We start from the raw sequence: 12123 nt of genomic DNA on the forward strand, positions 1-12123 counted from the left end.
CCTCGATCGCGGTGGCGCACAGCTCGTCGACGTAGGCGAAGATGGCCTCGGCGGCGACCGAGATGACGGCCGGGCAGGGTCAGAACACTGTTTCCCACTCACGACGTCTTCGCGACGGGTCACGGGCCCGGCACCTGCCTGCCCTCGGGCCGCAGCGGGCAGCACCCGCGCGCGGGACAGCGGTCGCAGTCCGGGTTCTCCTGGGCCTGGTAGTCCGGCCCCGCCGCCGAGGCCGCCGCGTCGCGGACCAGCTCCAGCCACTGCTTGCCGCCCACCTCGTCGAGCGGGGGCTGGGACCGCTCCGTCGCCCCCGTCTTGTTGTTCGCCTTCGCCACGTACACCAGCCGCGCGCCGCCGGGCTCGTTGCTGCCCTTGATCGCGCCCAGCAGCACCGCCAGCTGGTACGCCGCCAGCTGCGGGTGCTCCTCCGCGTCCTTTCCGGACACCGGGACCTTGCCGGTCTTGATGTCGACGATCACCGGGCGGCCCTCGGCGTCCAGCTCGACCCGGTCGACCCGCCCGCGCAGCAGCACCCGGACCTCGTCCTCGCCCCCGGCCGGCAGCTCGACCTCGATGTCCTGCTCGACACCCGCCGCCTTGAGCTCGGCGCGGCTGCGCTCCAGCCACGTCACGAAGTTCTGCAGCATCTGCTCGACGCGCCGCCGCTCACGCCGGGAAAACCACGGTGCGCCCGCGTCGACGCGCACCCAAGCCTCGTCCAAGGCGGCCTGCAGCTCGGCGTCGGTCTTACCGGACGCGACGGACTCCGCCAGCCCGTGCACCAGCGTCCCGGTCACCGCGGCCAGCTGCGCCGGGTCGCTCCCGCCGTGGCGCTCGATCATCCACCGCAGCGGGCACTTCGTCAGGATTTCCACTGTGGATGGTGAGATCCGGATCAGGTCGCCGGGGCGGTGCACCGGCTCGTCGGTCGACGCCGGGAGCAGGCCGTACCACGTCGACGGGTGCGCGCCCGGCACCTTGGCCTCGGCCAGCCGCGCCAGCTGCTTCGCGGCACGACGCCGTCGCGCGGGCTCGGCCTTGTCGTCGCAGACGACCTCGCGCAGCTCCCCCACCAGCTCGGCCAGCACCAGCGACCGGCCGGGCGGCTTCATCCGCGAGTCGAGACCGCCGTCGTCGGCGCCGTTCTCTTCGAGGTCGTCGAGGAAGCGGGACGGCTGTTCGTCCTCTCCGGACACCGCGGTGACCAGCAGAGTCCGCTTCGCCCGGCTCATCGCGAGGTAGAACAGGCGCCGCTCCTCGGCGAGGATCGGCGCGGTCGCGGAGACGGCGTCGTCGTCCACTCCGGACATCAGGTCCTTCAGCCGTTCCACGCCCAGCACGGATCCGCGCAGCCGCAGGTCCGGCCATGCCCCTTCCTGGACGCCGGCGACGGCGACGACCGTCCACTCGCGACCGGCGGCGGCGTGCGCGGTCAGCAGCGAAACCCCGTCCGACGGCACGGCCGCCGGCGCGAGCGTGTCTCCCGCGATCTGTTGTGCACCAAGATAGTCCGCGAAGGACGCGACACTCGCGCGCGGCAGCCGGTCGACGTACCGCCCGGCCGCGTCGAACAGCGCGACGACGGCGTCGAGGTCGCGGTCGGCCTGCGCCCCCAGCGATCCGCCGCGTTCGACCTGCTTCAGCAGCTTGTCCTGCAGCCCGCTTTCCCGCCACAGCTGCCACACGACCTGCTCGACGCCGTCGCCGCGGGCGACAGCCTGGTGTGTGAGGCGCAACAGCCCGCCGACGCGCCGCACCGGTTCGGCCTCGGCGTCGGCCAGCCCGACGAGGATGTCCCCACCACGCAACGCTTCCACGAGCAGTTCGTCACTCGAGCGCTGTCCGCCGCCGGCCAGTTCCAGCCGTCGCAGACCGCGGCGCAGCCGCCGCAGCGCCAGCGGATCCGCGCCGCCGAGCGACGACGACAGCAGCATCTCGGCGAGGTCGATGTCGAGCAGCTCGGGCGACGGCGCGAGCTTCAGCACGGCCAGCAACGGCCGCACCGCGGGCTGGCGGGCCAGCGGCAGCTCCTCGGTCGCCGACCCGATCGGGACGCCGGCCGCGCGCAAAGCGCGTTGCAGCACCAGGAAAGTCCGGGCCGGCGACCGGACGAGCACCGCGATCTCCGACCACGGCACGCCGTCGACGAGGTGCGCGCGGCGGAGCTGGTCGGCGATCCAGCTCGCCTCGGCGGCGGGCGTCGGCATCACGCGCACCCGCACGTTCCCCCCGGAAGCACCCGCGGGCGGGACGATCTTGCGGTGCCGCGACGCCCCGGGCAGCGTCGCGCCGATCTTCGCCACCGCCAGCCGGACGGCCGGGGCCAGCCGGTGCGACGTCGTGAGCGTGACGGTCCGGCTGCCGTCCGGGTCGGCGTCGGCGAACAGGCTCGCGTCGGCACCGCGGAAGGAGAACACGTTCTGGTCGGGGTCGCCGGCGACGACGAACTCGGCCGCGGTGTGCCCGATCATCCGGACGAGCCCGGTCTGCAGCGGGTCGAGGTGGTGGGCGTCGTCGACGAAGAGGTGCCGCACCCGGGTGCGCTCACGTTCGCGCAGCTCGTCGTCGTCTTCCAGGGCGAGCAGCGCGGAGGTGACCAGCTCGGCGGCGTCGAGGGCGGGCGCGCTCGCCACGCCCAGCGCGTTGCCGCCCGCGCCCTGCAGCTGCGTGACTTCTTCGTACTGCGCCCAGAACTGCCCGGCGGCGATCCACTCCTCACGCCCGCGGCGGCGGCCCAGCTCGGCGAGGTCCTCCGGGCCGAGCCCGCGCTCGGCGGCCCGCATGAGCAGGTCGCGCAGCTCTTCGGCGAAGCCGGGGACGATTAGCGCCGGCCGCAGCTGCTCGGGCCAGTACCCGGCTTCCTCGTCGAGGTCGCCGGCGAGCAGCTCGCGGACGACGACGTCCTGCTCGGCACCGGAGAGCAGGCGCGGCGGCGGGAGTTCCTCGGCCATCGCTTCCAACCGCAGCAGCGAGTAGGCGTACGAGTGGACCGTGCGGACGAGCGGTTCGCGGACGGTCCGGGGCAGCGGCCGCGCCTGGTCGGGGTCGGCGGTGAGGCGGCGCGTGATGTCGGCGCGCAGCGCGTCGGCGGCCTTGCGCGACGTCGTGAGCACCAGCACGCTCTCCGGGTCGGCGCCCTCGGCGATGCGGCGGGTGGCGGCCGAGGCGAGCAGCGCCGTCTTGCCGGTGCCGGGGCCGCCGAGCACGCGGCGGAAACCCCCGGGTGCGGAGAGCACCCGCCGGGCGCCTTCGTCCCAGGTGAAGGAGGGTGCGTCGGCGATCGGCGGGCGCACCAGGCGCGCGTCCGCCTGCGCCGTTCGCCTAGCGTTCACCCAGCGATGGAACCACGACCGGAGTAGTGGGTGCGGCACCGGCACGCCTTAACGGGGCTGCGTGCGATGAAGGTGCCGGAGCGTGCGCCGGGTGGCCACCGAAAGTGTCGTACCCCTCCGGCAGAGTGGGGGCATGGACGACGTTCTGCACGAGCGCGTGCGGGAAATCATCGAGTCGGTGCCGGCCGGCACGGTCGCGACGTACGGCGACATCGCGGCGCTCTCCGGCGCGCCCTCACCGCGGATGGTCGGCGCCATCCTGGCCGAGGACGGGCACGACCTGCCGTGGCACCGGATCCTGCGCGCGAACGGGACACCGGCGCCGCACCTGGTCCACGACCAGCTGATGCGGCTGCGCGCGGAGGGCGTCCTGGCCGACGGCCAGCGCGTCGACCTGCGCAAGTACCGCTGGAAGCCCGGCGGTGACGAAGATCCCGGTGAGGAGGGACTGTTCTGATCACTGATATTTAGGTTAGCCTCGCCTAATGACGACGCAGGTGGAGCGACCGGCCCTGACGTACCACCGAGCCCGGGTGACCGCGGTCCGGCCGGTGACACCGCACATGGTGCGCGTGACGTTCGAGGCGGCGAGCTTCCGCGAAGTCCCGGCCGGGGCGCCCGACCAGTACGTCAAGGTCTTCTTCCCGCGGCCCGGCCAGGAAGAACCCGAGCTGCCGGAGACCGGCTCCGACGTCCTGTCCTGGTACCGCACGTACCTGGCGATGCCGGACGCCGTCCGCCCGCCGATGCGCACCTACACCGTGCGGGCGCACCGGCCGGCCGCGGCGGAGATCGACGTCGACTTCGTGCTGCACGGCGACACCGGCCCGGCTTCGGCCTGGGCGTCTCGCGTGACACCGGGCGACCGCGTCACGTTCACCGGACCGTACGGCCTGTACGACCTGCCCGCCGAGGCCGACTGGCAGCTGCTCGTCGGCGACGAAACGGCGTTGCCGGCGATCGGCGCGATCATCGAGCAGCTCCCGGCCGGCACGCGCGCTTCGGCGTACATCGAGGTTTCGGAGCGCGAAGAGCGTCAGACGTTCGAGACGCGCGGAGCGGTCGAAGTCCACTGGCTGCTTCGCGGCTCGCGGCCGCTGGGACAAGCGTTGCTGGAAGCGGTGCGTACGGCGACTTTCCCCGGCGGAGCGCCGTACGCGTGGGTGTCGGGCGAAGCGGGCGTCGTGAAGCTGGTGCGGCGTCACCTGGTGCGCGAGCGCGAAGTCGACAAGCGGCGGATCTGCTTCACCGGCTACTGGCGCGCGGGGATCAGCGAAGAGGCGGCGAGCCGGGAAGCGGTCCGCGCGGCTGATGCGGGCGAGGTGCCGCCGGACGAGGACTGAAGTGCAACCTTGAGGTTGCATGACCACTTCGCTTGTGCAACCCTTGAGTTGCACGAGAGAGGAGTCCGGCGATGACCATCGAACGGGAAATCCTGATCGCCGCCCCACCCGGGAAGGTGTGGCCGCTGGTCGCCGAGCCCGGGTTCTGGGCGACCGACGACGAAACTGTCCGGGGCACCCTGGCCGAGGAGGGGCAGCCCCTGGTCGTCCGGCACTCGGAGCACGGCGAGTTCCCGCTGCGCGTGGAGAAGGTCGACCCGCCGCGCTACCTGGCCTACCGCTGGGTGAGCGCGTTCCCCGGCGAGGAGCTGCGCGAGGACAACTCGACACTGGTCGAGTTCACCCTGACCCCCGACGGCGACGGCACCCGCCTGCGCGTCGTCGAGAGCGGGTTCGCCGCCCTACCCACGTCCGACGAGAACCGCGCCAACGTCGTCAAGGACCACACCGCGGGCTGGGAGCAGTGCCTTCCCGCGCTGGCCGCCCGAGCCGGCTGATGGACCACGACGTCGTCGACGGCGTCCTGGCCGCCCTGGCCGAGCCGACCCGCCGCCGGCTCCTGGACCTGCTGGCCGCCCACGGCCAGGCCACGGCGACGACCCTGGCGGGCGGGCTGCCCGTGTCGCGCCAGGCGATCGTCAAGCACCTCACCGTCCTCGACGCGGCCGGACTGGTGAGCAGCGTCAAGATCGGCCGCGAAGTCCGGTACGGCGTCCGTCCCGAGGCGCTCGACGAGACGGCCCGCTGGATGGCCGCGCTCGCCGCCGACTGGGACCGCCGGCTGGCGAAGATCAAGCGCATCGCCGAGGAGTCCTGATGACCACACCCGAGATCGTCGACCGCGAAAGCTTCCGAACCGAGCTGGACCGCTTGCGCGCCAGGGAAAAGGCTCACACCCGCGAGGGCGACGCGATCGCCGCGGCCCGGCGGCGCCTGCCGGCGGTCGAGGTGGACGCGACGCTCGAGCTGCTCGGCCCGGACGGTCCGGTCACCCTGCTCGACGCGTTCGAAGGCCGCCGCCAGCTCATCGCGTACTACTTCATGTGGAACCCGGGGCGGCCGGCGGCCGAGCAGTGCGAAGGCTGCACGTTCTACGCCAACCAGGTCGCGGAGCTCGCCAACCTGCATTCGCGGGACATCACTTACGCGGTGTTCTCGCAGGGCCGCAACGTCAGCGTCGAGCCCGCCGGCGCGCGGACGTCGTACGACGAGGCTTTGCGCTACCGGGCGTTCATGGACTGGCCGGTGCCTTGGTACTCGGCACAGCCGTCCCTGGAGGAGCTGCTCGTCGGGCGCGAGGCCGGGTTGTTCCACCTGGTCTGCTACCTGCGCGACGGTGACCGCGTGTTCGAGACGTACTGGACGAAACGCCGTGGTGTGGAAGCGATGGACTACAGCTACGCACTGATGGACCTCACGGTGTTCGGCCGCCAGGAGTCCTGGGAGGACTCGCCGGAGGGGTGGCCGCAGGAGTGCACGAACGTCCGCACCGAAGCCGGCGCGCCCGGGTGGCCGCCACTGGCGGAGTCGAACGGGCGCCCCATCGCCCAGTGGCCCCGCCTGGCCGCCGGCCGCGACGACGACCTCGGCGCTACGACCGGGTCTCCGGCGGCCCACCGATGCCACTGAGGGTCGTGACCAGCAGTTTCACCAGGGCGCCGAGCCTCTGGCGCTCCGGCCGCAGCGTCTCGACGCCCACCGCCTCGAGCGGCGCCGCCGTCACCGGGCCCACGCACGCGCACACCAACGGCCCGCGCATCGCCGCGAGCAGCTCGTCGTACCGTCCGTAGGAGCGGGCCAAGGTCAGGAAGTTCGCCGCCGCCGGGGCGCTCGTGAACGTCAGTGCTCCCAGCTCGCCGGCCACGGCCGCGTCGATCAGGTCGTGCACCGGCGTGACGTCCGGTGGCGAATACCACCGGTACGGCTGCAGCTCGACCAGCGTCGCCCCCGCCGTCACCAGTGACGCCGTGTGCTCCGGCAGCGGCGTCCCGTGCAGCTGGACCGCCACCCGCGCGCCGTCGATCCCGGCCGCCGCGAGCGTCCCGAACAGCTCCGCGTTGCTCTCCGAGGCAGCCGAATACGCCTCCCGCAGCCCGGCACCGCGCACCGCGCCGACGGCCTTCGGGCCGCGTGCGTAGATCCGGGACGCACCCAGCGCCGTCACCAGGCGGTCGCGCAGGCCCCAGTCCTCGGCCGCCGCCAGCCAGCCGCGGAAGCCCGCGCCCGTCGTGACCACCGTGAACCCCACCGGCGACGCCAGCACGGACTCGGTGCCCGCGCGCAGCTCCGGGTCGCTGTCCAGGGGCACGATGGTGATCGTCGGCGCGTGGTGGACCTCGGCGCCGTACCGTTCGAGCGCGCCGATGAACTCCTCGGCTCGCCGCTCGGCCGTGACTCCGATCGCGATCCCGCTCAGCTCACCCATAGATCGCGCCCATCTCCTCGATCGCCCGCGCCAGCTCGGCCCGGAGGTCCGCCGGCTCGACGACCTCCAGGTGCGGCCCGAACCGCAGCAGCTCGCCGATGGCCGGTTCGCCCGGCTCCACCGGCAGCTCCACGGTGAGCCAGCCCTCCGCGTCCGGTTCGTTCCGGCAGTCCCGCAGGGCACGGGCGCCGACCGACCCCGCGTAGAACGGTACGAGAGCCTGCGCCCGCGGCGACAACCGCACCACGGCCACCCGCGGGAACATCCGGCGTTCGAACTGTTCGGACCACTCCTGCCAGTACGTCGCGAGGTCGAACCCGGCGGGCCGCTCGAACTCCTCCCCCAGGTCGGCCAGCTCCAGCACGCGCGAAATCCGGTAGGTGCGGTCGGTGCCCTCGCAACGGGCGGCGAGGTACCAGTTGCCCGCCTTGAGGATCAGCCCCAGCGGCTCGACGTCGCGCTCGACGACCCGCTGGCCCCACCGCTCGTAGCGGATCCGGATCCGGTGCGACGACCACACGGCGTCGGCGATCGCGGACAGGGCCGGCAGGCTTTCGATGCCCCGGTGCCAGCCGGGGACGTCCAGGTAGAACCGCTCGGCGACCCGCCCGGCGCGGTCGCGCAGCTCCTGCGGCAGCGCCGCGTACAGCTTGAGCTGGGCCGCCGCGAGGACGGTGCCGAGGCCCAGCTCGGCGGCCGCCACCGGCAATCCGGCCAGCGACAGCGACTGGGCCTCCTCCTCGGTCATCCCGGTCAGGCGGGTGCGGTAGCCGTCGACCAGGCGGTACCCGCCGGTCCGGCCGCGGTCGGCGTACACCGGGACACCGGACGCCGACAGCGCGTCGATGTCCCGGTAGACCGTGCGGACCGAGACCTCGAGCTCCTCGGCCAGCTCTTCGGCCGTCATCCGGCCGCGGTTCTGCAACAGCAGGAGGACGGAGAGGAGCCGGCTGGCGCGCATGGTCCGATTCTGGCAGAAATACCTGACACAAGCTGACAGGTATGCCCGGCAGAGTGGTCTCCATGAACGCATTCACCATGAAGAACTGGGAAGAGAACATCGTCAGCGGAACGGACGGTGGCCCGCGGGTGGCGTACGCGCACGCCTCGATGGCGTACGACGGCGTCATCGAGGGTGAATCGGTCTGCGACCTCCTGCTGTACTACGCCGGCGAAGGTTACGAGAGCGGCACGACGACGTCGCCGAGCTTCGAGCGCTTCGCGGGCAAGGTCGACGGTCGCGAAGGGACGTTCATCGTGAAGCACGAGTTCACGTTCGACGCCCAGGGCATCGCGTCCACCTTCGACGTCGTGCCGGGCTCGGGCACCGGCGAGCTGGCGGGCCTCACCGGGAGCGGCACCGTCGGCGGCGCGATGGGTGAGGAGAAAATGGGGTACACCTTCGAGTACACGCTCTAGGAGTCGCACGTGGACCGTCGCCAGGTACTCGCCTACCGCATCGCCGAGCACGGGCTGCACCGCACCGCGAAGGACGTCACCGGCCTCGCGGTCGTGCGGGCCGGGCTGCAGGACAGCATGCGCGACACCGCGCTGCTCGCCCTGGTGGCCCGGCTCGCCGAGCCCGTGTCCCCGGTGGACGATCCGCGGCTCGTGCTCGCGTGGACGTTGCGGGGCGCGCCGCACTACCACCTGGACCTGGCCGAGGTGACGCGCGCGCTGGTGCCCCTGGACGACGCGGACGCGCTGGCCCGGATGCTGTGGCAGCGCAAGGAGCTGGCGGCGACCGGCCTGGCGGCGGCCGACGTGGTCTTCACGGCGGCCGCGGCCCTCCGCGCCGTGGTCAAGGGCCCGATGACGAAGGGCGCGGTCTCGACGGCGGTGACGAAGAAGCTCCCGCCGGAGTTCTCCCGCTGGTGCCGCGGCTGCAACGCGACACACATCCAGGAGCAGCTGATGCGCATCGCGGCACCGCACGCCGGTGTCCGCCTGGTGGCCGGGGCTCCCGCGGCCACGCTGGCGCCACTCGAGGGCCGTGGCCGGCTGCGCAAGACACCCGACGTCGCCGCGGCGACGTCGGTGGTCGAGTCGTACCTGCGGCTCAACGGCCCGGCGTCGCCGGGTGAGGCCGCCGAGTTCGTCGGGACGGCGCGCGCGGTGGTGGACAAGACCTGGCCGGACGACCTGGCCGAGGTGCAGGTCGAGGGCAAGAAACGGTACCTGCCCGCTTCGCGCTCGGCGGCTTTGGAAAACCCACCGGAGCCGGACGTCGTGCGGCTGCTGCCGCCGTGGGATCCGTTCATCCAGGCCCGCGACAAGACGTTGCTGGTCCCGGATCCGGCGCGGCGCAAGGAAGTCTGGAAGATGCTGGGCAACCCGGGAGTCCTGCTGGCGGACGGCGACATCGCGGGCACTTGGCGGACCAAGGGCAGCGGCGCGAAGCTGGCGTTCACGGTGACGGCGTTCGACCCGCTGCGCCCGGCCGTCCGCGACGAGGCCGAGGCGGAAGCGGCACGGGTGGCCGCGGCGCGGGGGTTCGAGAAGCACACGGTCACCTGGACGGTTTGACACCACCTTGCATCAAGGCGTCTTCCCCCTGTCGAAAGACACGAATCTCGACACGCTTCCCGGCGCTACACGAACGGGCAAAGGCTCGCTAATCTGCGTCTTCCGTTGCTGCATGGCGACATAGCCGCTGCGGAAGACCTGAGCGAAGGAGTGGAACGGAACACCGGAACTCGCAAACTTGGCAATCTCGAGAAGCTGGCCGACCACCCGCGAGTCGGCCACGCGTGCGACGATCCGAGTCTGGACGAGCTCCCGGTCGTACGCGTTCGCCTCGGTATTGAGCTTGCGCGCGAACTCTTCCAGCGCACGCTCGGCCCGCCACCTGGCCTGGGCGTTCGGCGTTCTGACAAAGGCACTCGCGGCGGCGTACCACTCAACTCCGAACTCTCTCCAGTCCAGGAGCTTGCGCGGAGAAAGCTTCGCAAGGAAGCCGGACGAAGGCAACTCGACGGTCATTTCGAGCACCTCCTCGCTTCGCGAGGCACCGGGTTCGTCCCGATGCCGGGCGACCGCCTCGGAAACCAGCGAAACCGCACTCGCTCCCGACGATGCCGTGGTCGGCCGTACCCCGAACCGGAGCGCTTGGTTCGCGAAGTACAACTCGTCCAGCCAGTCGAAGAACTTGACCAACGGCGCGACGTCCTTCGTCATCGATCGGTAGCGATCCACGATCTCGTGTTCCGATGGTGTCTCGTGCGGGTCACGGAGCACGCCGATGTCCGCCGCGACACTCAAGATGACCGAGGCACGACGAACGCCGTATCCACCGGGTCTTCCAGCGTCGGACTCGATGGCACGATCGAGGCTCTCGGTGCGGAACCCGGCCGTCTTCTCCCACAGCACGTCATCGACTCCCTGAGGCGAGGTTTCCCGCTGCAGGACATCCACGAGTATGGTCGCGTAGCTCGAAGCCATGCGCTCGGGCCAGAGGAAGCCCAAATTGACGCGCTTGGTCACATTGGTAAGGCGCTCAGCCAGGTAGCCACTCTCCTCGGGGGCAAGCATCCCGTAGATACCGTCCCGTCGGAGATACGCTTCGACCTCGACGAATGAGTCAGCTTTTTCCCGAATCGCGGGAATGACGATCTCCTGGCGAATCGCTTCTTCGAGCAATGAGTATTCATGGTGAGCTCTGCCGATATGCGCGCTGATGACCGGCGAGTTGAAGAAGAAGATATCCGGAATCACCACCTGAGGTTCCATCAGTATCGAGTAGAGCAGCACTATTTCAAACTGTCCCGGAGCCAGACTCCTCGACAACCGACGATCGGCAAGCGAAAGCAGGATACCGCGAGAGTTTATTTTCACGACCCACTCCTTCCGTCAGCCGAATCAGTCGTTGGGACGACCGAGAACATTACAGCTGACGCAGGCCCGCCAGGCACTGAGCGACTGAGCGCTCAGGCATCCACCGCCAGCCGGTAGCCGCGCTTCACCACCGTCTGCACGACCTTCCCGCCACCCAGCGACGTGCGCAGCCGGCCGATCGCCGTCTCCACCGCGTGCTCCTCGCCGCCTCCCGGCAACGCCGAAATCAGCTCGCGCCGGGACACCACCCGCCCCGGCGAAGCCGCCAACGCCCGCAGCAACGCCATCGGTGCCGGTGCCACCTCGCGCCATTCGCCGTCCACCACCGCCGACTGGCCGCGCAGCTCGATCGACAGCCCGCCCGCCGAAAACCGGGGTGAACGCGCCAGGAGCGTCTCCGACACCGTCCGCGCCAGCGCGCCGAGCCGGGCCCGGTGCGGCTGCACCGTCGGCACGCCGAGCGCCGCCAGCGGACCCGCCGTGATCGGCCCGACGCACGCCGCGACGCACGGGCCCGACAACGCCGAGATCAACCCCGGCAACCGGCCCGTGCGGCGCGCCAGCGCGACCAGCGAGGCCACCGCCGGGGCGCTCGTGAACGGCAGCGCGTGGATCGACCCGTCCAGCACCCCGTCCAGCAACCGGTCCACCGGGCCGGGGTCGACCGGCCCGACCCAGCGGTACACCGAGACCTCGATGACCTCCGCCCCGGCCGCGCGCAGGGCGTCCACGAAGTACGGCAGCGGCTCGCCGTGCAGCTGCACCGCGATCCGCTTGCCGGCAACGTCCGCGGAAAGCAGGTGCTGCAACAGCTCCGCGTTGCTCTCCGACGCCGGCGAGTACGACTCCGAGAGCCCCGCCGCGCGAATCGCCCCGGTCACCTTCGGCCCGCGGGCCAGCAGTGAAGACGACGAGAGCCGCGACAGCAGAGCGTCACCCAGACCCCAGCCCTCGGCCGCCTCCAGCCAGCCGCGGAAGCCGATGCCCGTCGTCGCCACCACGGCGTCCACATGCGACTCCAGCAGCGCCGACGTCGCCGCGCGCAGCTCCGTGTCGTCGGTCAGCGGCACGATCCGGATCGCCGGGCCGTAGCGGACGCCGGCCCCCTTGCGCACCAGCAGCGCGCCGAGCTCGGGGAACCACGGCCCGTACCGGGTCTGAGCCACGGCAAACGCCCGTGGTGGTCACA

At 71.5% G+C, this 12123-nt stretch carries 12 protein-coding genes; 7 read left to right on the plus strand and 5 right to left on the minus strand.

Annotated elements, in window-relative coordinates:
* Nucleotides 1–119: 119 nt before the first annotated feature.
* Nucleotides 120–3293: an ATP-dependent DNA helicase gene (locus tag ABZ342_RS48095; RefSeq protein ID WP_360488614.1), complete on the minus strand. Its 3174-nt coding sequence runs from the start codon at nucleotides 3291–3293 to the stop codon at nucleotides 120–122.
* A 172-nt stretch (nucleotides 3294–3465) separates the two neighbouring features.
* Between ABZ342_RS48095 and ABZ342_RS48100 the strand changes: the two genes are divergently transcribed.
* From ABZ342_RS48100 to ABZ342_RS48120, 5 genes are all read left to right on the plus strand, one after another.
* Nucleotides 3466–3789 (plus strand): MGMT family protein, encoded by a 324-nt coding sequence (locus ABZ342_RS48100; protein WP_360488584.1) that lies wholly within the window; start codon nucleotides 3466–3468, stop codon nucleotides 3787–3789.
* Nucleotides 3790–3817: 28 nt separating this feature from the next.
* On the plus strand, nucleotides 3818–4675 hold the full coding sequence (locus ABZ342_RS48105) for a siderophore-interacting protein (protein ID WP_360488587.1): 858 nt from the start codon (nucleotides 3818–3820) through the stop codon (nucleotides 4673–4675).
* A gap of 71 nt (nucleotides 4676–4746) precedes the next feature.
* A complete protein-coding gene (locus ABZ342_RS48110; RefSeq protein ID WP_360488590.1) occupies nucleotides 4747–5172 on the plus strand; it encodes an SRPBCC domain-containing protein in 426 nt (141 codons plus the stop codon).
* Nucleotides 5172–5492: a metalloregulator ArsR/SmtB family transcription factor gene (locus ABZ342_RS48115; RefSeq protein WP_360488593.1), complete on the plus strand. Its 321-nt coding sequence runs from the start codon at nucleotides 5172–5174 to the stop codon at nucleotides 5490–5492. The genes ABZ342_RS48110 and ABZ342_RS48115 overlap by 1 nt, the downstream gene beginning before the upstream one ends.
* Nucleotides 5492–6304: a DUF899 family protein gene (locus ABZ342_RS48120; protein ID WP_360488595.1), complete on the plus strand. Its 813-nt coding sequence runs from the start codon at nucleotides 5492–5494 to the stop codon at nucleotides 6302–6304. The genes ABZ342_RS48115 and ABZ342_RS48120 overlap by 1 nt, the downstream gene beginning before the upstream one ends.
* Here ABZ342_RS48120 and ABZ342_RS48125 read toward each other — a convergent pair.
* Nucleotides 6267–7100, minus strand: a complete 834-nt coding sequence (locus tag ABZ342_RS48125) for a uroporphyrinogen-III synthase (RefSeq protein WP_360488597.1) — start codon at nucleotides 7098–7100, stop codon at nucleotides 6267–6269. The two genes, ABZ342_RS48120 and ABZ342_RS48125, sit on opposite strands and share 38 nt — an antisense overlap.
* The gene (locus ABZ342_RS48130) at nucleotides 7093–8061 is read right to left on the minus strand and encodes a YafY family protein (protein ID WP_360488600.1); all 969 of its coding nucleotides are present in this window, start codon (nucleotides 8059–8061) and stop codon (nucleotides 7093–7095) included. Before ABZ342_RS48130 ends, ABZ342_RS48125 begins: the two co-directional genes overlap by 8 nt.
* 62 nt (nucleotides 8062–8123) lie before the next feature.
* Between ABZ342_RS48130 and ABZ342_RS48135 the strand changes: the two genes are divergently transcribed.
* The gene (locus ABZ342_RS48135) at nucleotides 8124–8519 is read left to right on the plus strand and encodes a DUF3224 domain-containing protein (RefSeq protein ID WP_360488603.1); all 396 of its coding nucleotides are present in this window, start codon (nucleotides 8124–8126) and stop codon (nucleotides 8517–8519) included.
* Nucleotides 8520–8528: 9 nt separating this feature from the next.
* Complete coding sequence (locus ABZ342_RS48140; RefSeq protein WP_360488606.1) at nucleotides 8529–9626, plus strand: crosslink repair DNA glycosylase YcaQ family protein; 1098 nt, start codon at nucleotides 8529–8531, stop codon at nucleotides 9624–9626.
* Nucleotides 9627–9638: 12 nt separating this feature from the next.
* Here the strand turns inward: ABZ342_RS48140 and ABZ342_RS48145 are convergent, their stop codons facing one another.
* Together ABZ342_RS48145 and ABZ342_RS48150 are read right to left on the minus strand one after the other, a co-directional pair.
* The gene (locus ABZ342_RS48145) at nucleotides 9639–10850 is read right to left on the minus strand and encodes a hypothetical protein (RefSeq protein ID WP_360488609.1); all 1212 of its coding nucleotides are present in this window, start codon (nucleotides 10848–10850) and stop codon (nucleotides 9639–9641) included.
* A 176-nt stretch (nucleotides 10851–11026) separates the two neighbouring features.
* Nucleotides 11027–12100, minus strand: coding sequence for a uroporphyrinogen-III synthase (locus tag ABZ342_RS48150; RefSeq protein ID WP_360488612.1), 1074 nt, complete (start codon nucleotides 12098–12100; stop codon nucleotides 11027–11029).
* Nucleotides 12101–12123: the final 23 nt, after the last annotated feature.

Source organism: Amycolatopsis sp. NPDC005961 (assembly GCF_040629235.1).
Classification (GTDB): Bacteria; Actinomycetota; Actinomycetes; order Mycobacteriales; family Pseudonocardiaceae; genus Amycolatopsis; species Amycolatopsis camponoti.